Origin of the sequence: Rhodococcus sp. NPDC056960 (assembly GCF_042674125.1) — a bacterium.
Classification (GTDB): domain Bacteria; phylum Actinomycetota; class Actinomycetes; order Mycobacteriales; family Mycobacteriaceae; genus Rhodococcus_F.
Genome location: NZ_JBHURF010000037.1, coordinates 57,025 through 80,745 on the forward strand (window position 1 = coordinate 57,025; position 23,721 = coordinate 80,745).

Annotated in this window: 20 protein-coding genes; 11 read left to right on the forward strand and 9 right to left on the reverse strand. The window is 67.4% G+C overall.

The features are described 5' to 3' along the window. Positions 1-15: 15 nt before the first annotated feature. Complete coding sequence (locus ACFTWF_RS39475) at positions 16-1,221, reverse strand: LLM class flavin-dependent oxidoreductase (protein WP_378466513.1); 1,206 nt, start codon at positions 1,219-1,221, stop codon at positions 16-18. A gap of 1 nt (position 1,222) precedes the next feature. After that, positions 1,223-1,699: a cupin domain-containing protein gene (locus tag ACFTWF_RS39480; protein WP_378466514.1), complete on the reverse strand. Its 477-nt coding sequence runs from the start codon at positions 1,697-1,699 to the stop codon at positions 1,223-1,225. 458 nt (positions 1,700-2,157) lie between these two features. Between ACFTWF_RS39480 and ACFTWF_RS39485 the strand changes: the two genes are divergently transcribed. The 4 genes from ACFTWF_RS39485 to ACFTWF_RS39500 all read left to right on the forward strand — a co-directional run bounded on the left by ACFTWF_RS39485 (position 2,158) and on the right by ACFTWF_RS39500 (position 7,499). Next, positions 2,158-3,396: a cytochrome P450 gene (locus ACFTWF_RS39485; RefSeq protein WP_378466515.1), complete on the forward strand. Its 1,239-nt coding sequence runs from the start codon at positions 2,158-2,160 to the stop codon at positions 3,394-3,396. Between the two features lie 808 nt (positions 3,397-4,204). Then, on the forward strand, positions 4,205-5,626 hold the full coding sequence (locus ACFTWF_RS39490; RefSeq protein WP_378466516.1) for a wax ester/triacylglycerol synthase family O-acyltransferase: 1,422 nt from the start codon (positions 4,205-4,207) through the stop codon (positions 5,624-5,626). A 364-nt stretch (positions 5,627-5,990) separates the two neighbouring features. Continuing rightward, on the forward strand, positions 5,991-7,136 hold the full coding sequence (locus ACFTWF_RS39495) for an anti-sigma-D factor RsdA (RefSeq protein ID WP_378466517.1): 1,146 nt from the start codon (positions 5,991-5,993) through the stop codon (positions 7,134-7,136). A 90-nt stretch (positions 7,137-7,226) separates the two neighbouring features. Beyond that, complete coding sequence (locus ACFTWF_RS39500; protein WP_378466518.1) at positions 7,227-7,499, forward strand: hypothetical protein; 273 nt, start codon at positions 7,227-7,229, stop codon at positions 7,497-7,499. Between the two features lie 10 nt (positions 7,500-7,509). Here the strand turns inward: ACFTWF_RS39500 and ACFTWF_RS39505 are convergent, their stop codons facing one another. From ACFTWF_RS39505 to ACFTWF_RS39525, 5 genes are all read right to left on the reverse strand, one after another. Beyond that, complete coding sequence (locus ACFTWF_RS39505) at positions 7,510-8,826, reverse strand: MFS transporter (RefSeq protein WP_378466519.1); 1,317 nt, start codon at positions 8,824-8,826, stop codon at positions 7,510-7,512. Positions 8,827-8,904: 78 nt separating this feature from the next. Continuing rightward, positions 8,905-10,140, reverse strand: coding sequence for an alpha/beta hydrolase (locus tag ACFTWF_RS39510; protein ID WP_378466520.1), 1,236 nt, complete (start codon positions 10,138-10,140; stop codon positions 8,905-8,907). Then, positions 10,137-10,382 (reverse strand): hypothetical protein, encoded by a 246-nt coding sequence (locus ACFTWF_RS39515; RefSeq protein ID WP_378466521.1) that lies wholly within the window; start codon positions 10,380-10,382, stop codon positions 10,137-10,139. Before ACFTWF_RS39515 ends, ACFTWF_RS39510 begins: the two co-directional genes overlap by 4 nt. Further along, positions 10,379-11,026 (reverse strand): VOC family protein, encoded by a 648-nt coding sequence (locus tag ACFTWF_RS39520; RefSeq protein ID WP_378466522.1) that lies wholly within the window; start codon positions 11,024-11,026, stop codon positions 10,379-10,381. Before ACFTWF_RS39520 ends, ACFTWF_RS39515 begins: the two co-directional genes overlap by 4 nt. A 24-nt stretch (positions 11,027-11,050) precedes the next feature. Continuing rightward, positions 11,051-11,809: a maleate cis-trans isomerase gene (locus tag ACFTWF_RS39525; RefSeq protein ID WP_378466523.1), complete on the reverse strand. Its 759-nt coding sequence runs from the start codon at positions 11,807-11,809 to the stop codon at positions 11,051-11,053. 277 nt (positions 11,810-12,086) lie between these two features. Between ACFTWF_RS39525 and ACFTWF_RS39530 the strand changes: the two genes are divergently transcribed. From ACFTWF_RS39530 to ACFTWF_RS39555, 6 genes are all read left to right on the forward strand, one after another. Further along, entirely contained in the window at positions 12,087-14,189 is a 2,103-nt protein-coding gene (locus tag ACFTWF_RS39530; protein WP_378466524.1) for a hydantoinase/oxoprolinase family protein, read from the forward strand. 11 nt (positions 14,190-14,200) lie between these two features. Continuing rightward, entirely contained in the window at positions 14,201-16,525 is a 2,325-nt protein-coding gene (locus tag ACFTWF_RS39535; RefSeq protein ID WP_378466525.1) for a hydantoinase B/oxoprolinase family protein, read from the forward strand. A gap of 43 nt (positions 16,526-16,568) precedes the next feature. Continuing rightward, positions 16,569-18,263, forward strand: a complete 1,695-nt coding sequence (locus ACFTWF_RS39540; protein WP_378466526.1) for a (2,3-dihydroxybenzoyl)adenylate synthase — start codon at positions 16,569-16,571, stop codon at positions 18,261-18,263. Between the two features lie 105 nt (positions 18,264-18,368). Next, the gene (locus tag ACFTWF_RS39545) at positions 18,369-19,946 is read left to right on the forward strand and encodes an FAD-dependent monooxygenase (RefSeq protein WP_378466527.1); all 1,578 of its coding nucleotides are present in this window, start codon (positions 18,369-18,371) and stop codon (positions 19,944-19,946) included. A 38-nt stretch (positions 19,947-19,984) separates the two neighbouring features. After that, positions 19,985-20,782, forward strand: coding sequence for a TetR/AcrR family transcriptional regulator (locus ACFTWF_RS39550; RefSeq protein ID WP_378466528.1), 798 nt, complete (start codon positions 19,985-19,987; stop codon positions 20,780-20,782). A 561-nt stretch (positions 20,783-21,343) separates the two neighbouring features. After that, the gene (locus ACFTWF_RS39555) at positions 21,344-21,739 is read left to right on the forward strand and encodes a hypothetical protein (protein ID WP_378466529.1); all 396 of its coding nucleotides are present in this window, start codon (positions 21,344-21,346) and stop codon (positions 21,737-21,739) included. 54 nt (positions 21,740-21,793) lie between these two features. On the opposite strand, the gene ACFTWF_RS39560 is transcribed toward ACFTWF_RS39555, so the two are convergent. Both ACFTWF_RS39560 and ACFTWF_RS39565 read right to left on the reverse strand, forming a co-directional pair. After that, positions 21,794-22,573: an acetoin reductase gene (locus ACFTWF_RS39560; protein WP_378466530.1), complete on the reverse strand. Its 780-nt coding sequence runs from the start codon at positions 22,571-22,573 to the stop codon at positions 21,794-21,796. 107 nt (positions 22,574-22,680) lie between these two features. Beyond that, on the reverse strand, positions 22,681-22,905 hold the full coding sequence (locus tag ACFTWF_RS39565; RefSeq protein ID WP_378466531.1) for a hypothetical protein: 225 nt from the start codon (positions 22,903-22,905) through the stop codon (positions 22,681-22,683). Positions 22,906-23,029: 124 nt separating this feature from the next. Here ACFTWF_RS39565 and ACFTWF_RS39570 point away from each other — a divergent pair, with 124 nt between their 5' ends. Then, positions 23,030-23,674 carry a dihydrofolate reductase family protein gene (locus ACFTWF_RS39570; RefSeq protein WP_378466532.1) on the forward strand — a complete coding sequence of 215 codons (645 nt, stop codon included), beginning with the start codon at positions 23,030-23,032 and terminating at the stop codon, positions 23,672-23,674. The last annotated feature ends 47 nt before the right edge of the window (positions 23,675-23,721 follow it).

The following is a 23,721-nucleotide window of genomic DNA, read 5'->3' on the forward strand; positions in this document are numbered from 1 at the left end:
GTGGTCGAGGTGGGATTACCGCGCGCTCTGCGCGCGCTCGTAGTCTTGCGTCGCCTGACTGATCCCGGTCGCGAAGCGTTCGCTGAAGCCTTCCTTGCGCGCCTGGGTCCAGTGGTAGGAATTGAGCAGCGGTTCGCACGTTCCGGTGAAGCGCGGCATGACGTCACGCATGAGAATGCGGTACATGCGCGACGTGGCCTCGGTGTCTGCCCAGTCGTGCGCCGTCGCCAGGAACGTGCCGAAACCGCCGGTGCGGTCGATGATTTTCTGGATGTACGCGATGGCGTCGTTCGCGTCGCCGATGCAGCCGTAGCCGGACTCGTTGACACGCCGGACCAGTTCCTCGTGAGCGACGTCCTCACCGGGTTCGATCATCTTCATCGGGGTGACGACGTGACGGTAGTCCATGAAGTCGCGCAGCCCGTATCGGGTGTCCTCGACGGCCTGCTCGTAGGTGTCGGCGATGTGGATGTTGCCGACGATGGCCCAATCGTCACGATCCACCGTCTGCCCGTATGCATTCGCCTCCCGGGTGGTGATGTCCCACGTCTGCGCGAGCAATTCGATCGACTTCGCGCTGGTTCCGCCGATGGACAGCAGACCGAGCCCGTACTTTCCGGCGAGCTTCGGGCCCGACGGCGACATCGCGGCGGCGACCGTGATCGGCACCCCGGGATACGAGTAGGGGCCCAGCTGAACTCGGGCGTCCTCGAGCGAGAACCATTCCGTCTTGCGGTCGACGGGTCCCGGTGTGCCCAGCAGTTCCAGGACGGCGTCCAGCGACTCCTCCATCCGCGGCCGGAGCAGGTTGTAGTCCATGCCCATCATCTGCGAGTCGGCCACGAGCGCACCCGGTCCGACTCCGATCCGGATGCGACCGCGAGTCATGTGGTCCAAGAATGTGATTCGATCGGCGACCATCAGCGGATGATGGTACGGAAGGGAGATGACGCCGCTGCACAGCTCGATGCGCGACGTACGCTGCGCTGCTGCCGCGATCATCAGCTCCGGTGACGGCCCCACCTCGTACCCGCCGCTGTGATGTTCCCCGAACCACACCTGATGGAATCCGAGCCGATCGAGATCCTCGACGTGCCGGAGGTCCTGTTCGATTGCCATCGTGGGGTTGCGCCGCGGGTTGTGATACGGAGGAAGAAACAGTCCGCACCGGAGCGGTGCAGTCCGCGCGGCCGGCGCAGTGTCCACAACTCTAGGTTCCATGTCAGATCTCCTGTCGGTTGGTGCGTGATGCGCCGCAGATGGTGACGATGGCCCGGGCCGTCTGCTCTCCTCGGTTGTGCCATCGATGCTTGTTGCCGTTGACGACCACGGTGTCGCCTGCGCCGAGCGCGATCTCCGTGCCGTCCTCGAGTTCGAGCACGAGCGAGCCCTCGAGGAGCACGTGTACGTCCACGGAATCGGTGCGGTGGAAGCCCGGCGCATCCTCGTCCATGACCACTATTCCGTTGTCGCTGTTGCCGATCCGTCCGGGTTCCAGAATCCAGCCGATGACCCACACCCCACCCGGATCGGGAAACCCGAGGATGTCGGAAATATCGCCGGGATTGGGCACCTCGGGAACGGAGTCGGTACGCCAAATGGGGTCGATGCCCTCGGCGGCCAACCTCGCGATCTCACTGTCGGCAACGAGTGCAGCCGAGCCATCCGGTTCGGCAACGATCACGCGGCGAAAGCTCATAATTGCCCCTTCGGAAGAAACCACTGGGAGGGAAGGACAAGAGGAACGCGACCGCGGGGCAGAGTGTTCGAATTGTTCAGGTCCGGTGAGATCCCCTGTTCCACAACGTTTTCACACTGATCCTGCCGCACGGGAAAGAGTCACCGCACACACCGGTGCGACGTACGACTCGCTCACGCACCACAGTGTCGCGGATCACGTCAGCTAATCTAAATGCTATCGGTTAATTGGTCAAGAGGAGACATCGCACCCCGGCTGAATCCCGTGCGTCATACGGGGTTAGAACACATTGACTGTTGACCGCGCCGAGCACGCTGATCTACCTTCGTCGCAAGGCAGTCGCCTTTCTCACCTCAGCCCTCGCCTTGGTTCACGGCAGCGCGAGCTCATCCGACCCTCCGGGAACGTCCCCTCTCGACCAGGCGACGTACCGGACTTCTCCCTCGCGAAGGATCCCGATGGTCACGACACAGATCGAAATTCCCGGTCACCTGATCACCGACTTCAATGTGTACGACCCGTCCCTGGCATCGCCCACGGATGTGTTCCAGGAGCGTGTCGCCGCGTTGCGCACGCAGGGACCGATCCTCTGGTCGCCGCAGCACGGCGGACACTGGGTGGTCACGCGGTACAAGGAAGCCCTCCAGGTCCTCCAGGATCCGGAGACGTTCTCGAGCTTCCCCAACAACCTGTTGAATGCGGCCCAGGGCAAGTTCCTTCCGCTCGAACTCGACCCGCCGGAGCACAGCTACTACCGGCGGGCACTACAGCCGCTGTTCAGCCCCAAGAGCATGAAGGCGCTCGAACCCGAGATCCGGGGGATCATCACCGATCTCATCGACGGATTCGCCGAGGCCGGCGAGTGCGAGTTCATCTCCGAGTTCGCACACGAATTGCCTACGCGAATCTTCCTCGCGCTCATGGGGTGGCCCCTGAGCGACGCACCGCAATTCACCGAGTGGACCGACATCACACTCCAGGGCATCCCCGGAGCGAGCGAGGAGGAATCAGCCGAGGCCCGCGCGAAGGCCGCCGCCGAGATCTACGAATACTTCGGTCGGGTGGTTGCGCGGGTGCGATCCGGCGACGACAGTTCGGAGACCCTCACGGCGCAGATCATCAACACCCCGCTCGACGTCGGAGGAGAACCCCGGCCACTCACCGACGAGGAACTGTGCCGAATGTTCTTCCTCCTGCTGGTGGCGGGGCTGCACACCGTCCAAGGCGCTCTCGCCTGGGGACTGATCCACCTGTCGCGCAATCCCGAGCAGCGCGCGGCGATCATCGACGACCCGACGCTGATCCCGTCGGCGGTGGAAGAAATTCTGCGCATCGAAACCGCGACGAGCAGCGGCCGTCGCGCAACCCGCGACGTCGAGATCGGTGACGTCACCATCCGGGCCGGCGACCAGCTGCTGGTGGTGATGACCTCCGCCAACCGCGACGAGGACGAGTTCGACAACGCCGACGAACTGCAGATCGAACGGCATCCCAATCGCCACATCGGCTTCGGCGCCGGCCCGCACCGCTGCCTCGGCTCCCACCTCGCGCGGCTCGAGCTGAGACTGGCCCTGGAGGAAATCCACCGGAGGATTCCCGACTACGCCCTCGTTCCGGACAGCCCGGCGATCTTCCATTCGTCCCAGGTCCGTGGATGCGAGAAGCTGCCGATCACCTTCACCCCGTCGAGGCGCTGACACGCCTCGGGATTCGTCTCGAACCGCCAGAGGGTCCCCGGAGAAGACTCCGGGGACCTTTCTGGCGTGCGCCCGGCAGCCGGCCACGCCTCCGCGGTGTTCCGCGTTTCAGCTGACAGAGCGGGCCGGGTCGGATAGAACTGAGAGGGCATCGACAGTGACGCGGGCGGGTCACTCCCCTCGTCGGGGATCGACCGGCCGACGCGTCCGGTTGCTCGATGCGTGCAGTGAAGGAGCAAACGTTCGTGCCCGAGAACGAATTCCCGCCTGTAGTCCGCATTCCGTCGCCGCCGGCCGATCCACCGCCGCTGCGGCGAACGATTCGTCCGGATCGATCACCGACCGCGTCGGCCAACCGGTGCGGTGCCGTCCGGCGACCCCTCGCCGACCCCGATGGGGATCGAAATTCCGAGGGCGAGGACCACGGCGAATCCTTGCCGACATCCGAGGATCCGATCATCTGGCCCGAGCCCAGCCCTCTCGCCGACTGGTGGGACCGAGTGCTCGGTCGGGAATCGACACCCTGAGGTCCGAGTTCGACGAATCGATGTCCGACGCGCGGGCCTCGATGCCGCACGGCTGCCGGCCCCGCTGAGGACCGGACGTGCCCGACTTGTCCGATCCGGGACTTTCGACCTCGCGCGGTTGTCCGCGGGTCCTGTACAACTAATCGGGGATGCCGGTTTGTGACATGAACCACACCTGACCGTTATCTTACGACCCGATTACCTGGAGCTGAACACCGGCTCCGGTAGTACCCGCAGTTGCAGTGCGGATGCTCGACCCGTACTGCGGAAGGACACCACACATGCTCTTGCCCATGTCACCGACCGATTCGATGTTTCTCCTCGGTGAGTCGCGGGAGCATCCCATGCACGTCGGTGGCCTGGCGATCTTCACTCCACCGGACGGCGCCGACGCGGCCGACCTGGGGGCGATGTTCGCGACGGCCGCGGCCTCCGACGAGGTGGCACCGCTCTTCCGCAAGAAGGCCCGCCGATCGGTCACCACCCTCGGACAGTGGGGTTGGGGCACCGCGACCGACGTCGACGTCGACTATCACGTGCACCGCAACGCGCTACCTCAGCCCGGCGGCATGCTCGAACTGACGACTCTGGTGTCCCGGCTGCACGGCGCCGCACTCGACCGCACCCGCCCACTGTGGGAGATGCACCTGATCGAGGGACTCGCGGACGGCCGCTACGCCGTCTACACCAAGATCCACCACGCACTCGCCGACGGTGCGTCCGCGATGAACCTGTTGCGCCGCAGCATGAGTGAGGACCCCACCCGCAGGGGCATGCCCGCTCCCTGGCAACCCGCCGCACCCGTGACGGTCACCGGCCCAGCCCGGACGGAACCCGCGCCGTCGATACCGGCGAATCTCCGCGGCCTACCGGGTCAGGTCCTGCGTGGCGCCCGCGGCGTGGCCGGGGAAGTCGCCGGCCTGGCACCGGCGCTGGCAGGCACCGTGGACCGCGCATTCCGCGCAGAGGGCGGGCCGCTGTCGACGCGGGCGCCGCACACGATGTTCAACGTCCCCATCGGGGGCGCCCGGCATTTCGCCGCCCGCACCTGGCCGCTCGAACGGATACGGCTGCTCGCCAAGCATGCCGACGCCACCGTCAACGACATCATCCTGACGATGTCCGCCGGAGCACTGCGCAGCTACCTGCACGACCTCGGCGCACTGCCCGCCGAGCCGCTGATCGCAATGGTCCCGGTTTCCCTGCGTCCCAACACCTCCGGCACCGATACAGAATCCGCTGACGGAAACCGGATCGGGGTCCTGATGTGCAACCTGGCGACCCACCTGCCCGACCCCGCCCATCGCCTCGACACCGTGCGGACCTGCATGCGCGAAGGCAAACGCGCCCTACGTGCGATGAGCCCCGCCCAAGTGCTGGCGATGAGCGCCCTGGGCGCCGCACCCCTCGGTATCGAGATGCTCCTCGGCCGCCGGGGACCGCAGCGTCCGCCGTTCAACCTGGTCATCTCCAACGTCGCCGGACCCGGCACCCCGCTGTACTGGAACGGAGCCCGCCTCGACTCGCTGTACCCGCTGTCGATCCCGGTCACCGGACAAGCCCTGAATATCACCTGCACCAGCAGCGACGACGAACTCGTCTTCGGACTGACCGGCTGCCGGCGCACCGTCCCGAACCTGCACCCGATGCTCGACCACCTCGGCACCGAACTCGACTCCCTCGAACAGGTGGTCGGCCTGTAACTGTCCCCAGGCCAGGTACCCGCATGCCTCGGCGGGTGCGACAACTGTTGATCCTCGCCGTGCACGGCCACCGGTGGAATAATCCAACTGGGAGGATCGTCCGCCCCCGAGACGATGCACCTGCCGAAACGTCGACCCCCGGCCCAGGGCCTCAGGACCGCCCGAGTGCGCCGGGGTCGGCTCGAGTAGGACGGGGTCGCGTGGGGAATCCGTAACAAGTCGGAGCCCGTCCCCGACATACCAGATGTCGTAGTCAAGACCCGAACAGCGGGATGTCAGCCGAGTAAACGGCCCCGACCGTGGGTAAGTACCACGGAAGCTGTCTGCGTGGCTCGACACGAGCCATCGCGGGTGACGAGGGCAGGTGAGAGGTTTGGCCAGGAGCATCGAGCGCAACGGCAATTCCGATGCCGATCTCCCCGGAGACGACGCACCGGTGGACATCGCGGCCGTACGCCGCGACGACGCGCTGATCGACACGATCGCCGGCGGAGGTCCCGTCGCATCGGATTCGCCGGAAGAGGACCAGCTCGCGCTCCTGCTGAGCGGTTGGCGCGCCGACATCGTGGCGACGCCGATGCCGACCGGTCCACTCCTCGACGATGTGATCGCGGCGATCGACGCCTCGGACGCCCATTCCGCACGCGGCGCGGCCCGCGGCAAACTCCGCCTGCTGCGACCCATCGCCGCCGCTGCCGCGGCGATCGCAGTCGTCATGGGTGGCGCCACCATCTTCTCGTACAACGCCGCACCGGGCGACCCGCTGTGGAGCGTCAAGTCGGTCGTGTTCAGCGAGCAGGCCGATTCGACGGTCGCGCAGATCGACACCACCTCACAGCTGCAGGAAGCCGAGCGGCTGATCGCCGTGGGCGACGCGGAGGGGGCGCAACACATGCTCGACAACGCCGCCGACCGTTCCGGCGGAGTACGCGACGCCGACACGCGGAACGACCTCGACGTGTGGCGTGCGAAGCTCGCCGCGGAAGTCGAGAAGATCGCTCCCACCACCCCGCCGGCGACCACGACACCCGGCACCACCACCACCGGCGCGCCGGCGCAGACCGCCGAACTGCCGGCCACCGTTCCGGGCACACCCGGTGCCACGACGCTGCCGGGAGTCGAGCAGCCGCCGGGAACCCTGCCCACGGATCTGCAGCTTCCCGGTCTGCCACCCCCTTCGCTGCCGCCGCTACCCACGACGCTCCCGCCCGAGACGTTGCCGTCCACCATCCCCGAACCCACCATCACGATCGTCCCCACACCGGAGCCGCCTCTGCCTGTGCCGTCGGACTTCCCGACCACGCAACCGCCGATCGAGCAGCCGCCGATCGAGCAACCACCGATCACGCAACCACCGATCGAGCAACCGCCGATCGAGCAACCACCGATCACGCAGCCGCCGATCGAGCAACCGCCGATCGAGCAACCGCCGATCGAGCAACCACCGATCACGCAACCACCGCAGGAGCCCACGTCGGCGCCGCTCGAGCTGCCCGCCCCGACCAGCTGAGAACTCAGGCGAAATCATTCACAAGGGATGGAGTGATTGCATGACCGACCTCGACCAACCGACAGCCGGCGTGCTCTGGGATGTGATCGCGTGAGCAGGCCCGCTGATCTCGACGCACAGGTAACCCAGGTCCGCGAGGCGCTGCACGCCCTCCGTCGAACCCTCCTCGACCTCGAGCGCACCTACGCAGAGTTCGATGCGCACACGCTCGACGTGGACACAACCGGCGATCCGACCACTGCACCGGAGACGTTGGAGAGCGCCGTCGACGCCCTCCGCGCCGCTCAGGACACGCTCGGAATCGCCGACGGCGACCTCGACGTGGCGAAGCGACACACGTCACGGTTGAAAACGCGCGAATGACGGCCAATCGTCATCGCGCGACTTCCTGACCTGTGGATCCTGATGCCAAAATCGTTGCTGTCGAGCCAGTCTCGGCATTTCGCCGTGGGACGAAGGCGGTCAGGAGGGCGCCGATGACGGCGGGAGCGGCGAACGCGGCGAGTTGCCAGGAGATGCCGGCGCCGAGTGCGACGAAGAGACCGCCGTAGGTGGGGCCGATGATTGCGCCGAGACGGCCGACTCCGAGCGCCATGCCGAGCCCGGTGGTGCGGCAGGAGGCCGGGTAATAGCCGCCGACGAAGGTATTGAGCAGAATCTGGGTCCCGGTGGTGCCGACTCCCGCGAGCAGCACGAGTACGTACACCACTGCGGTGGGTGGCGACAGCGCGATGGCGAGCAGGGACGCGGCTGCGCACAGGAAGCTCACCACGGTGATCGGTTTGACGCCGAATCGGTCGGCGAGGGCGGCCCCCGCCAGTCCGCCGACCGCACCGCCGATGTTGAGGGTGAGCAGGAACGAGAGCGCCGCCCCCAGTGGGTAGCCGGCCGCCTTCATCAGCGCAGGCAACCAGGTCGCCACTCCGAACAACACCAGCAGGCACAGCAGGGTCATGACCCAGAACAGCACGGTGGCGGCGGCACGATCGGCGCCGAACAGTGCCCGCAGCCCACCGGTGTGCCCGTCCGCGGCGGCGGTGACCGCGACGGGGTGTTCGAGTCCGTAGTGCGCGGCCACTGCGACGGCATCGTCCGGGCGGCCGTGGGCGAGCAGGTAGGCCGGTGACTCGGGAAGGTATTTGAGCATGAGCGGCAGGAACAGCAGCGCCGGTACCAGACCGGCGAGGAACATTGCCCGGAATCCGAATGCCGGTACGAACCAGAGGGACAGCACCCCGGCGAGGATTCCACCGATACTGGTGCCGACGAATCCCATCGCCACCGAGCGGGCGCGGGTACGGCTTGTGGAGAACTCGATCAGGGTCGCGGCGGCGGTGGGCATGAGGAGCCCGGCCCCGAGTCCGACGCCCAGGCGGGCGGCACCGAAGACCGCCGGGGTGGGTGCGAGTGCGCAGACACCCATCGCGATGGAGAACACGGTGACCGCGGCGAGAAGGGTGCGGCGGCGTCCCCACCGGTCGGCGACCGCGGCGGCGATCAGCGCACCCAGAAGCATGCCCAGTCCGGCGAGGGAGCCGAGCATACCGACGTCGGTGGCGTCGAGTTGCCAGGGCGAATAGGCGAGTAGGGAGGGAACGACGGTGCCGTACATCAGCAGGTCGTAACCCTCGAGGATCAAGGCCATCAGGCAGAGGCCGATGACGGGCAGGGAGGTGGGGCGGGTAGGCATGGGCACTCCGCTCGACCGGGCACCGAGACTCGACGGCGATTTCGGCCGTCCGAGTCGGTGCGGGGTGGATGAAAGGGGTCAGGAGAAGCGGTCGGCGAGCCAGGCGCCGATGTCGGCGGCGGCGAGGCTTGCGCCGGTGGGGGCACCGTCGGCGATCGGACCGCCGAAGTGGGTGCCGGCGACGCGGACATGGGTCTTGTCCGTCGATCCGAGGGCGTCGACCATGGTCTTGGCGTCCTCCGGGAAGCACGCCTGGTCGCCGGTGAGTTCGACGAACAGGGTGGGTGCGGTGACGGTGGGGGCACAGCGGACGAAGTCGGCGTTGCTGCTCAGTCCCGACCAGGTCGACAGCCAGGCGTCCGGGGTGGTGAGCCGGCCGAAGCCGACCAGTCCATAGTTGGTGAGGTCCGGCCGACGGCCGAACAGCGATCCGTAGGGGCGGTCGTTCGGGCTCAGCGACAGGTCGGTGAACCGCAGGTCCGCGTCGGTGCGATAGATGGTCAGCACGCGCGGTGCGAGCGCGGTGCGGCGGTCGGCCGGATCCGCGGTGCTCTTGTATCGGCGCCGGGCGGCGGCGGCCTCGTCGACTCGCCGGCGGGCAATCTCGTCGAGTCGGGCGATGCGGTCGTGCTGCGCAGCCCGATAGCGGGTGACGAACGCCGGAGCATACGACGAACTGTGCGGTGGTTCGTCGAATCCGTTGGCGGGGTCGAACGGATCGAGACCCGGATCGGCCGCGAGCGGGTCGGACTCGTCGACGACGGACGGGTCGATCAGCCGCAGCAACAACGCGCCCTGACCGGGGTGCGGGGCCATGAACACGGCGCCGTCGGGTAGCGGCATCTCCGCAGCCGCCAGATCGATGGGCCTGCCCGCGGGGGTCTGCGTCAACCGCTGAGCGGGCGGTAGTCCGGCCTGCTCGTGGTAGAACGTGAACAGGGCGCCCCCGCCCGAGTGACCCAGCGTGACGACGTGGTCGAAACCCTTCTGCCGCAACAACACCTGCCCCGCGGCGGCGTCGAGCAGTGCCTGCTCGTGAACCAGGGTGAGGTCGTTGTTGACCGAACGGGTGCCCTGCGTCCACACCGCGTATCCGCGGGCGAGCAGTTCGGGCACCAGCACGTGGTGGGTCAGGTCCTGGCGTGGATGCATCAGCGCGACCACCGTCCGCGCACCGGGGACCACTCGAAGTACGCCCGTGACCTTCGCCCCGTCGGCGGTGGCGAGTTCGTGCACCGTCGTGACAGTGTCGCGCGGTGCCTGCGCGGCGTCGATGTAGCGGCCGGCGCCGAGTCGCTCGGTGTGCTCGCTCATCGCGCTTCGATTCGCATCGCGTCCTTGTCCCACTGGACGATTCGGGACCGGTGCAGGCCCGCGACACTGCTGTACCACACTGCGTGGCGGCAGCCGGTGGCGCGGCGGTCGATCACGATCGAATCTTCGGACCGAATCCGGAAGTACGGCCCGACGCGGTCGATCATCACCGCCGGGTCCTGCCCCGCCACCGCGGCGACCGCGGTGTTCTCCGGGACGTCGAGGACGAACAGCGTGGTCATCGGTTGCCCACCATCTCTTTCCGGTCCTGCGTGTGTTGCCACTGCTCGGCGCGCTCGACGATCAACTCCGCCTTGCGGTTCAGCAGAGCCGCCATGCTCGGATCGGGGCCCGTGACGACGTCGACGAGGGCGTCGATGGTCAGGTTGGCGTCGAGGTCCTCCTGCGGAGTGACCGGGCGCAGCGCCCGGGTGATCTCGATCATGTACCCGTTGGGGTCGTGGGTGTAGATCGATTCGATGGTCTCGTGCTGGATCTGCATCTCCACCGGCCACCGGCTGCCGTCGAGGCGTCTGCGGTATTCCATCAGATGGTCTTCGCTGTCGACGTGAATGGCGAGGTGCCGGGACCGGATGAAGAAGATCGGTACGTCCTCGGCGAACCGTGAGTACGAGTCACCCTGCGGCCCACCGTCGAACGGTTCGAGACCGAAGTAGTAGAAGAAGGCCAGCCGGTCGTCGTTGCCGACGTCGAAGAAGAAGTGGATGAAGTCCGGGTGCTTCTCGGGCCCCCAGCCGGCCGCGCAGATCGAATGCACGACGGGGAAGCCGAGGACGTCGCGGTAGAACTTCACCGTGGCGGCCGGATCGAAGGTCGGGTAGGCGACGTGATCGACACCTTTGACCATGTGCTGCAGGTCTGACATGGGGAACTCCCAGTGGTGGGTCGGTTACGGGTGGGTGGGGACCGGGGCGTCGGCACGCAGCAGGCTGCCCGCGGCGGGGATGTCGACGCCGAGGTCGAGCGCACGCAGCAGGCTGTAGGCGCCGGCGGTTGCGGCGGAGAGCACCGGCAGTCCGAATTCGTCCTCGGCGGCCTGCACGAGGGGTAGGGAGGGCATCTGCACGCACGCGGAGATGACGAGCGCGTCGGCACCGGTGAGGTCGAGCGACCGGGCGGCGTCCATCACCCGTTCCCCTGGAATGCATCCGACCTCGGCGTTGTCGGCAACCTCGAGTGCGCGCCAGTCGGTGACCTGGATTCCTTCGGCCTCGATGTAGGCCACGACCTGCTCCGCCAGGGGGCGCATGTACGGGGTGACGAGGGCGATGCGCCCGGCACCCAGCGCCTGCAGGGCCTCGATCAGCGCGCCTGCACTCGACCGGACCGCTGCCGCGGATCCGCCGGTGGCCAGTTGCTCGGCGACCAGGCCCTCCACCCGCTGATGCTCGCCCGGACCGGCCGACATGAGCGCCACCAGGCAGGCGTAGAGAACGGCGTCGACGCCGGCGTCCCCGAGTTCGAGGATGCACCGTTCGCGCTGGGCGTTCATCGCGCGCAGTTGTTCCGGGGAGACCGCTTGCATCCGCATCCGGCTGGAATGGAACGAGAACTGCGCGTCCGGATGCCGGCCGAGGAGCGCCGGCATTTCGGTCTCGACCGTCACGTTCGAACTCGGGACGACGAGTCCGATGCGGTGAATGCCCATGGTGTGTGGCCCTTCTGATGTGAGGAATATCCGGGAGGTGCGGGAGGTGCGGGGCCTCTCGCCCCGCCTCAGACCGTATTTACGCCTACGACGAGTATTCGACGTACGTGATGAATAGTCAAGACCTGCCGCTCGCCGGGGAAATCGTGACGGCATTCACCCCCGGCTCTTGACATGTCTTCGGGTACGTCGAATACTCGACATTGACGTAAGTCGGTGTTGGAGGATCACCTCGCACCGCCGGTTCATCCCCTCGTATCGAAGGAGCACAGCGGCAATGGCATATGTGATCGGAGTGGACGTCGGTGGCACGTTCACAGATGCGGTATTGGATGACAATGCCGGCACTGTTCTAGCCGCGAAGGCGCCCTCGACTCCGCCGGACTACTCGCAGGGCGTCCTCGACGTCCTCGAGACGCTCGCCGAGCAGCTGGGATGTCCGGTCGAGGAGATGCTCGCCGATACCCACCACATCGCGCACGGCACGACGTCCTCACTCAATGCGCTGGTGATGGGCAACGTGCCCCCGGTCGGGTTCCTCACCACCAAGGGGCACCGCGACTCCATCTACATCATGAACGTCGAGGGCCGGTATCTCGGCAGCTCACCGGAGCAGTTGCAGAATGTGATGGGACAGAGCAAATCCCACGGCCTGGTCCCGAAGAAGCATGCGCTGGAGGTGACCGAGCGACTCGACCGTGACGGCAACATCGTGGTGTCGCTGGACGAGGCCTCGGCCCGCGAGTCCATCCGCGCGCTCCTGGCCGAGGGCGTGGCCGGTATCGCGGTCTCGCTGCTGTGGTCGTTCCGCAACCCGGTCCACGAGCAACGGATCCGCGAACTGGTGCACGAGATCGACCCGTCGATGTTCGTGTCGCTGTCGAGCGAGGTGAGCCCCCGCATCCGGGAATTTGCCCGCAACGCGACCACCATCATGAGCACTCAGATCGGCCCCGGGCTCCGGGACTACCTCGGAAACCTGGAGTCGAAGCTACGCGAGCGTCACCTCGCCGGACCGCTGCTGGTGATGCAGAGCAACGGCGGCGCCGTCGCCGCTGCCGAGGCCCCGAAGAACGCGATCAGCACGGTCGGATCGGTGTTGACCGGCGGTGTGGTCGGGGCGGTGTCCCTCGGTCGCCAGCTCGGTCACCGCAACATCATCGCCACCGACGTCGGTGGCACCACCTTCCTCGTCGGACTCGTCGTCGACGGCGAGCCCGTCCGCGCCTCGAGCACCATCATCAACCACCATCCGATCAACGTCCCCACCCTCGAGGTGCATGCCATCGGCTCCGGCGGCGGTGCCATCGCCTGGGTGGATGCGGGCGGAAACCTGCAGATCGGACCGCACAGCGCCCAGGCCGTCCCGGGCCCCGCCTGCTACGGGCAGGGCGGCACCGAACCCACCAACGCCGACGCCAACCTCGTCCTCGGAATCCTGCCCGAGCGCGGGCTGCTCGGTGGCCGCAAGCCGTTGGACAAGGAACTTGCCCGTGAGGCGATCCGCAGCCGGATCGCCGCACCGTTGGGGCTGTCGATCGAGGAGGCGGCCGCAGCGATTTACGCGGTGCAGAACGCCCAGACAGGCGACCTGCTGCGCAAGACCGTCGTCGAGGCCGGGCACGACCCGCGGGACTTCGTCCTCTACGCCTTCGGCGGATCCGGTCCGGCGCACTGCGCCGCCTACGCCGCCGAGGTCGGGGTCCGCGAGGTCATCGTCCCGCTCGGCCAGGTCGCGTCCGCGTTCTCCGCGTACGGTCTGGCCTCGTCGAATATCGTCCTCGCGGCCGAACTCTCCGACCCGGCCGCCATGCCGCTCGACCCCACCCGCGCCGAACGGAACTTCGCTCAGCTCGAGACCCAGGTGCTCGAGCAACTCAACCGGCAGGGTCTGTCGTTCACCGAGGTCGAGGTCGAACGCGAAATCGACATGCGGTACACGATGCAGCTCGCGGAGGTGGCGACACCGGTACCGACGGGAGGCCTCGACGCCGCGGGGATCGCACGCGCATCCGACGTGTTCGAGCAGCGCTATGCCGAGCTCTACGGAGAGGACAGCGGTTTCCGCGAGGCAGGCATCCAGGCAATCACGTACCGCGTCCGCGCCACCGGCATCCTGCCGTTCTCGCCGACTCTGCCGGAGCTGAAGTCCGCCGACTCCAGCGATTCCGCCCACGCCCGGATCGGCACCCGCAAGGTCTGCCTCGACGGTCGGCTCGGCTTCGTCGACACCGACGTCTACGACTACAGCCGGCTCGCGGCCGGTCACGTCCTGCCGGGACCGGCGATCGTCGAAGTGCCCACCACCACCGTGGTCGTCCCGCACGGGACCACCGGCACCGTCGACCGCCTCGGCAACCTCACCATCGTCGCCCAGTAGGAGCACCGAAGATGACCATGCAGATCCCCGGCTCTGAAATCTTCTCGAGCCGACCCGTCGACCCCGACGCTCTGTCCCGATCGCTTCCGCCGTCCCTTCCGGTCCACACCGTGACGCAGGAGCAGATCGACAGCCTCGACCCCCTCACGTACGAGGTGATCCGGCACCGGCTGTGGTCGGTCACCGACGAGATGGGCGAGGCGCTCAAGAGAATGTCCGGCTCCCCCATCGTCACCGACGCCAACGACTTCGACTTCGCGATCAGCGACGAGATCGGTCAGGAGGTGCAGGTCGGCCTGTACAACACCATGCTCGTCGGCGCCGTCGACCTCGCGATCTACTGGACCCTGCAGCACCGCGCCACCAACCCGGGCATCACCGAAGGCGACATGTTCCTGTGCAACGACCCCTGGGTCGGGGGCGGACTGCACCAGAGCGATGTGATCGTCTACCAGCCGATCTTTCACGACGGCAAGCTGTTCGGCTGGACCAGCGCAATCTGCCACGAACCCGACCTCGGTGGGTCCGGTCTCGGCTCCTTCGACCCCGCGGCCGAGGACGTCTTCTCCGAATCGCTACCGACGCCCCCGATCAAGGTGGTCCGCGACTACGAACTCCAGCGCGACGTCGCCGACGCCTGGGTGCGGCGCTCCCGAGTGCCGATGCTCGTCGGCCTCGACCTGCGCGCGAAGATCGGCGCCAACACCGTCGGCCGCAACCGCCTGCTGGCGGTGATCGAGCAGTACGGCGCGGACACCGTCAAGGCCGTGATGAAGCGGATGATGGCCGACGCGGAAAGCCGCCTGCGAGGCAAGCTCATGTCGCTGCCGGACGGCACCTGGAAGGCCACCGGTTACCAGGACCAGGCGCAGGTCGGTGACCGCGGCATCCACAAGATCACGGTGGCCATGACCAAGACCGCCGATCACCTGACGTTCGACTTCACCGGCACCGACCCGCAGACCGGTGTCATCAACTGCACCTATGCCGGCATGCGCGGCGGGGTCATGCTCGCTCTGCTGCCGATCCTCGCCGGGGACATTCCCTGGTCGGCCGGCGGATTGATGCGCTGCTTCGACCTCGTGTCCGAGGAAGGCACGATCAACAACGCCACCTTCCCCGCGGCGGTCAGCCGCGGTCCCATCGGGCCGGCCTGGCTGACCGGCACCCTGATCGCGGAATGCCTTTCCCAGATGCTGGACCGTTCGGTCGATCTGGGCAAGAGCGTGCAGGCCGCGTGCTGCGGCACATGGGACACCGCCGTGATCGCCGGTCTCGACGAGCGCCCCGAACAGTCGGTGCCGTTCCTCAACATCATGATGGAGCCGATGGCCGGCGGCTACGGTGCCCGCCCGACCACGGACGGCATGGACACCGGTGGCCTGTTCTGCATCCCGATGGGTCGCATCCCGGACACCGAGATGACCGAATTCCTCTATCCGCTGCTCACGTTGTGGCGACGGGAGGAGCCGGACTCCGGCGGACCGGGACGACAGCGCGGCGGTGTGAGCGCGTCCATCGCCATCACCCCGTACGGCACCAGCCTGCCGATGGGCCTGGTGCTGGCGTCGGCGGGCAAGGCCGTCGCCCAGAACAACGGTCTCGCCGGTGGCTACCCCGGCAACACGGGAGTGGAGATCCTCGCCCGGGGCACCGACATCCGGGAACAGTTCGCGGCCGGCCGCATTCCCGGCGCCCTGGACGATCTCGGCGGCGCCCGCGAATTCGGGGCCTGCTACGCCGAGAGTTACGTCGCTCCCGGCGAGGTGCTGTACATGCACTGGCAGGGCGGCGGCGGATACGGCGACCCGCTGCTGCGCGACCCGGCGGCGGTCGCCACCGATCTCCGCGAAGGCAAGGTCACCGAATCCGGTGCCGAGTCCGTCTACGGTGTCGTCCTCGTCGACGGTGAGGTCGACGAGAATCAGACGTCACGGCGACGGGAGGAGATGCGCGACGACCGCCGTGCCCGTTCCGGCGGGGACCAGCCCGATGCCCCCGTATTCGACCTGACCGGTGCCCGCCGGCTCGACGACAACCTCGCCGAGGTCACCGTCGGAGACACCCGGATGATCGCCTGCGCGCAGTGCGGGCGTCTGCTCGGCGACGAGAAGAACAGTTCCTCGCTCGACCTCGCGCGCTTCGAGGGCCCGTCGTCGGCCGCCGGTCCGCAGGTGACTTCCGACCCGTCGGAGTACGTCGACACACCGGTCGTCTTCCGCCAGTTGTGCTGCCCGGGCTGCTGGACGGCCGTGTACTCGGGCATCGTCCCCGCCGATCACCCCGATCACGCCCTGGACATGGCCCGGCTGCTTCCGGCGATCGCAGAGCAGTGATGTCCACGCAACTTACGATGAATCTGAGCGAAGGAGAGCAGCGGTGACATTCTCGGACTGGGACGGACGCCTGGTCACCTTCCCCGAGGACCGGGCCCGCCGCTACCGCGAGAGCGGGGCGTGGAGCAGCGCACCCACCGGGGAGCGACTGCACCAGATCGCACTCCGGTTCCCGGACCGGACCGCCGTGATCACCGCAGACGGCTCGGTGACATTCGCCGAACTCGATCGCCGCACCGACCTGATCGCCGCCGGCCTGTACCGGCTCGGACTGCGCCGACTCGATCCCGTCCTGTTCCAGCTGACGAACCGGCTCGAAACGGTCCTCGCGTGGTACGGGTGCATCAAAGCCGGGCTCGTCCCCGTCGCGACCCTGGCAGCACACCGGATGCACGAGATCGGGCACGTCAGCCGCAAAGTCGGTGCCGTCGCACACATCGTCGAGGCGGGCCTGCCCACCTTCGATCTGATCGAGTTCGCCCGCGAACACGCGGCCGGCAGTCCGACCGTGCGGCACATCCTCAGCGTGGGCGACCGCGGCGACGCCCGACCGGGCGTCGTCGCACTGGAGGAACTCGGACGCGATATCGACCCCGCTCGGGCACGTGCGACGGTCGAGGAGATCGCGGCCCAGACCGATCCGCTCGACGTCGTCGCCTTCCAGCTGTCGGGCGGCACTACCGGTGTTCCCAAGGTCATTCCGCGCATCCACGCCGAGTACTGGAACAACGGTCTGTTGTACGCGCAACGGCTCGGGTGGGATCAGGACAGCCGGGTCGCGCACCTGATTCCGATCATCCACAACGCCGGAATTTCCTGCGGGTTGCACGCGGCGCATTCCGTCGGCGCGTGCCTGGTACTGGCCACGGCGGACGCACCCTCTGCGTTCGCTCTGATGGAACAGGCCACGGCAACCGAGGTCCTCATCGGCCACGGCCACTACCGAGCGGTCCTGACGCCGGACTTCGACAAGGCCCTGTCCGGGCTCACACGCGTCGTCCTGTCCGGTGCGAAGGTTCCACCCGAGCTGTTCGCCCGGGTCGACGACGGGGCCGGGCACTGGGCCGGACAGCTGTTCGGCATGTCCGAGGGACTGTTCACGGTCACCGCCCTCGACGCCCCGGCGCGGGCGCGGCTGGCCACCGTGGGCACCCCGCTCGCCGCCGACGACGAGATCCGCATTCTCGATCCCGGCACCGAATCGGAACTTCCCGACGGCGCCGTCGGAGAACTGTGCTGCCGCGGCCCCTACACGATCCCCGGCTATTTCGACGCCCCCGACCACAACGTGTCCGCCTTCACCACCGACGGCTTCTACCGGACCGGCGACCTCGCCGCCGTCACCGTGATCGACGGTGTCCGCTATCTGTCGATCGAGGGTCGTATCAAGGACCTCATCAACCGGGGCGGCGAGAAGATCAACGCCGAGGAACTCGAACTACTCCTGCTCGAGCACCCGCGCATCGTCAACGCCGCGGTCGTCGCCATGCCCGATCCCCGGCTCGGCGAGAAGACGTGCGCGTACCTCGTCTCCGACAACGGTGATGCTCTGTCGCTGAACGAGATTCAGGACCATCTCGCGGCGCTCGGGGTCGCCAAATTCAAGTGGCCGGAACGGCTCGAATGGGTGACCGCGTTGCCGCGCACCAACGTGAACAAGGTCGACAAGAAGCGCTTGCGGGACGACGTCGCGGCGAAGGTACACGCCGAAGCCGACGCGCCCCACGTCCCCGTGTAGCGCGGCACCGCGAAACAGCATGTGAAGGAACGATTTCGGGGCGCATCTCCACGAGGTGCGTCCCGGAATCGCCCTCCACTCATACGTCAGAAGACTGGAGTTTCCATGAACCTCGACCGAGTCGCCGTGATCGGCGGCGGACCCGGCGGCCTCTACGCCGCCAGACTGCTCAAGCGAAGCCACCCCGCCGCCGAAGTCACCGTCTACGAACAGAGCTCGCCGGACACGACCTTCGGTTTCGGCGTCGGGCTCGCCTCCCGCACCCAGCGCAACCTCCGCGACGCCGATGCCGCGTCGCTGGAAGCGATCGTCGCGGCCGCCCACCCGCACGAGATGTCGATGCAGGTCGGCGACCAGGTCGCGCGTCTGGCCCACGGCGACCTGCTCGCGATCGCACGCACCACCCTGCTCGCGGTGCTGCAACGACAAGCCGAGAACGCCGGCGTTGTCTTGCGCTTCGGCGAACGGGTCGACCCCTCCGCACTGGACGCCGATCTCGTCGTCGCGGCCGACGGCATCAACAGCGCCACCCGCACCGCGTTCGCCGATCACTTCGAACCCCGGATCGACACCGGCGCCGGTCTCTACCTCTGGTGCGGAACCGACTTCGCGCTCCCCAGCGCCGTCTTCACCCCGGTCACCACCGAGCACGGCACCTTCATCGCCCACGCCTACCCCTATGCCGCAGACCGCAGCACCTTCCTCATCGAAACCGACGAAGAGACCTGGCGTCGAGCGGGATTCGACGTCTCCACCGATCGGACCACACCACAGGACAGCGACGATACCTCGCTGCGCTACCTGCAGGACGCGTTCGCCGACACCCTGCAACACCACCGGCTCATCGGAAACCGCACCCGGTGGATGCGTTTTCGGACCATCAGCTGCCGACGCTGGCACACCGGCAACATCGCACTCCTCGGCGACGCTGCCCACACCGCGCACTACTCCATCGGCTCGGGCACCAAACTCGCGATGGAAGACGCCATCGCCCTCGATCACGCCGTCACCGCCGCGTCGAACCTCGAGCACGCCCTCGCGGCGTACGAGCGCGTGCGTCGCCCCGCCGTCGACCATCTCCAGGAAATCGCCCACCGCAGCGAACTCTGGTGGGAGTCCTTCCCTCAGCGGATGGACCTCCCCGTCGACCAACTGATGATCGCCTACATGACACGGGCAGGGAAGGTCGGACTCGACCGATTCTCCGAATCCGCGCCGTCGGTCGTCTGCCAGGGTCTGGCGCACTACGCGAACGAGCCTGCCCCGGCGGTGCCGCCGACCGACATCACCGAATGGATACTCACCCAACCGCTCGTTCACGGCGACGCACAGTTCCCCGACCGGAACGCACCGGCCGACCTGCGACGGGCACCCGCCACCGCACTCCTCGACCTCGACCTCGCCTCCGCCTGGGACGACGAGGCCGACGGAATCGTCGACAACCCGCCGCAGGCGGCGGTCCTCTGGCTCACCGGGCCGGGTGACCGCGCCGCCGTCCTGAATCGCCTCGACCTGGCCGAACGCCTCCGGCAGCGAACATCCGCGGTCGTCGTCGTCGAATCCCCGGCCGCCTACCGCACCGACGTCGCCGCCGGGTTGGCGAGCGCACGCGCGCACCTGGCGCACTTCACCGAGCCGGCGACCCCCGAACCCGCCATTTCCGGGACCAGGGCACCGGCATGAATGCACGAGCGGTTCCGCGCGCCCGTTATCCTTCCGGCATGACACCTGAGGAGGCTGGGACGGGTCGTCGCTCCCGCAGCAAGGCCGCGGCGCGGCCGCCGGTGCAGCCCGCCGAAGACAGCACCCCGGGCCGCAACCCGCGTCGTGAGCTGGTGGAGAAGCAGATCCTCGAGCAAGCCACGCGCCTGTTCGCGGAGCGGGGATTCGCGAGCACCACCCTGCAGGACATCGCCGACGCCACCGGGCTGACCCGGCCCGCGCTCTATCACTACGTGGCCAACAAGGACGAGCTGCTCTCCCGCCTGGTCAGTGAAAGCACCGAGGTTCCCGCGGCCTTGCTGCACGACATCAACGAGCGCACCGAGCTCGGGCCCACCGAGAAACTGCGCGAGATGGCAGTCGCGATCGCGATGCTGCAGGCGCAGAGCACGGATCGGTTCCGGTTGATCATCCGCTCCGAAGCAGAACTCCCCGAGGACATCGCGCGCACGTATCAGGAAAGCCGGCGGCATGTCCTGAAGGAATTCGTCGACGTCATCGAGGCCGGAATCCGCGCAGGCGAGATGCGGCCGGTCGACCCCCGCACAGCCGCCCTCGGCATCATCGGCATGCTCAACTGGATCGCGTGGTGGCATCAACCCGGCAAGGAAGACACCGACCACGCCGTCGCCACACAACTCGCCGAAATGGCCCTACGCGCCGTCGCCCACGAAGAGTCCGCACCCACCACCCTCGAAGGACCCGCCCGAGCGATCGCACTCCTCCGCCAGGACCTCACCTACCTCGAGCGGTTACTCGAGGACACAACGCGAAAGCCCGAAGACGACCGCAAATAGAGGGAAACCCCCTCCGCGGCGGTCACGACCACTTGGCGTCTGGTTGTCAGCGCCCAACCCCGTCGTCGTGTAGATGTGATACACCTCGGCGCCGACGGCGGTCTGTGGTGGGATCCTGCTCGGTGGGGCGCATTCCGGTGACTACCCCGACGCGGCAACACTCGATCCGGGTGCGGGTGCACCCGGCATCTCGCATATTCGGACGGCAATTCGGCAGGTCACCAATGCCCGAGGTTGCCCTGCCAGACCGCCACGATGATGTACAGAGCCACAGCCAGTGGGTAGTACAGATTGATCATCACCGATCACCTTCACACAGGGCCGCTCGACATAACTCGCCCCACGAAGGGGGTGTACCCCAACAGCGCGAGCGCACACGCAACAACGTGGCGGGACGCCGCCACTGTCGTCACGGCACGCCCGCCACATTCCCACCCGATCACCGGTGACGGTGACCCGAACCTGGGTACACGACAAGAACGCATCAGACACGCCCCGCTTCCGCAATCGGGGGTGTCACAGATCAATGAGCCAAAGGTCGGGGCCTGAGGACATCCGCCGATGACCGACGTCGTCTCCGTCGACGAGAACGGCCGGTACCAGTTGCGCCTGGAACGACACCTGGCGCACCAACGGGCAGACGTCTGGCAAGCTGTGCTCGAGCTACGGCGCCGGAGCAGTCGAGCACATCGCTGCTCACACGCCGCACCTCCCGCACTGCTCGAGTACAAGGACGAGACGAGCCTCGTGCGCTGGGAAGTAATCGAGGACGGACCCACGCGGTCGACACTGGTCTTCACTCACCGATGCGGTAGCCGTCAGGACGGCATCGATGACATGGGGTGGTGGCTCACCGAGCTCGAGGTCCTCGCCGACATGCTCGACGGCCACCCCGTCTCCGACTTCCACCAGCGGGCCACGGCGATGACCAGCCGCTGCCGCTGCGCCTTCGGGTGACGCCGTGAACCCGAAGCCACGACGCGCCCGAAACCCCCGGTCCGACAGCTCCGCTCACCGGAACACGAGGCCACCGTCGATGAGGCCGGCCTGCCCCGTCATGTAGTCGGAGTCGGGACCGGCCAGGTACGACACGAACGCCGCAACGTCGTCCGGGGTCTGCGCGCGGCCCAGGGCGATGCCGCCGACGAACTTCTCGAAGGTCGCACCCCTGGGTGCTCCGGTGAGTTCCGCGAACCGTTCGTCGATGGTGACCCACATGTCGGTGCCGACGACGCCGGGGCAGTAGGCATTGACGGTGATGCCGTCGGACGCAAACTCCTTCGCGGCCGCCTGGGTGAGCGCGCGGACCGCGAACTTCGTCGCCGAGTACACGCCCAGCATGGCGAACCCCTCGTGACCGGCGATGGACGACGCGTTGATGATCTTGCCGCCGTGGCCGAGTGCCTTGAACTTCGCCGCGGCCACCTGGATACCCCACAGCACACCCTCGACGTTCACGGCGAGGATGCGCGACACCTCGTCCGGAGTCACGTCGGCAATCGGGTTGACCTGGGCGATACCGGCGTTGTTGACGATGATGTCGAAGGAGCCCAATTCCTCGTCGGCCTGATCGACGGCAGCCCGGACCTGGTCGCGCGCCGTCACGTCGGCCACGATCGAGATCGCTTTCGAACCCCGGGACCGCACCTCGTCGGCGACGGCCTCCGCCTTGTCGCCGTTGACGTCGACGATCGCGATGTCGGCGCCATCCGACGCCAGCCGCAACGCGATCGCACGTCCGATGCCCTGACCCGCCCCGGTGATCAGCGCGACCTTGCCCTCGATGCCCATAACCAGCTCCTGCCCGTAGTGGTCTGCTTCACAGTCAGAGAACACCGGGACACGGGACGAGGTCGAGGGTTGCAGCGCGTTGCATCGCCGGGCCTCGTCGGGGGCGGTCAGCGGGGCCGGCGGTGCAGTACGCGGGGTAGCGCGCAGCCTCTGTGTGGTGACGGGTACACGTATCGGGCGATGGTCGCCGAGGTCCACCCCGCCCACCATCCGGCAAAGAACAGCAAGACCCGGGAGCGGGCCTCCGGTCGCGTGGTGCCGATGATCAGCCACACGACGGCCCAGGCGATGCCGCACCCGATGCTGTAGGTCGTGTAGGTGTGAGGCTTCATACTCCGATTGTCCTACGGCGGGGTCGCACTACGGAACACAATATTCAACGTTCCCCGATGAGTCCGGCCATCTTCGCCGGTCGGTTATGTGCATCCGGTACATCTGATCATTGAAGGAGTCGCCATGCCGCGCACCAGGATCCACAACATGAACATCTCCCTCGACGGCTACGCCGCCGGTGACCACGTGACGTTCGATGCCCCCATCGGCGGCGCCGAACGGCTCTTCGAAGGATTCGACGGGCGCGTCATCCACGGTGTCGACCGGGTAGACGCCCCGGTCACCGTGGACCGTGCCCTGACCAGCCTGTGGGGCCAGGGCATCGGCGCGGAGATCATGGGCCGTCGCAAGTTCGGCCCTCAAACCGGCGAATGGCCCGACGACGGGTGGCGGGGCTGGTGGGGCGACGAACCGCCATTTCACACACCGGTATTCGTCATGAGCCACCACCCACACCCCAGCATCGACTTTCCCAACGGAACCAGCTTCCACTTCGTGGACGCCTCACCCGAGGAGGTGCTGCGCATGGCCCAGGACGCTGCCGACGGTCAGGACGTCCGAATCGGCGGCGGCCCCTCGACCGTGCGGCAGTTTCTGCAAGCAGATCTGATCGACTTCATGCACCTGGTGGTCGTGCCGATCACGCTCGGGCGCGGCGTCTCCCTCTGGGAGGGTTTGAGCGGCATCGAAGACCGCTTCACCGTCGAGACCGTCACCTCCGCGAGCGGGCTCACTCATCAGCTCTGGAACAAGATCAGCCACGACTGAGCCCGGTCGTGGAGATCGCCTCGGTGCTGCCTCGTGATTTCGATAGG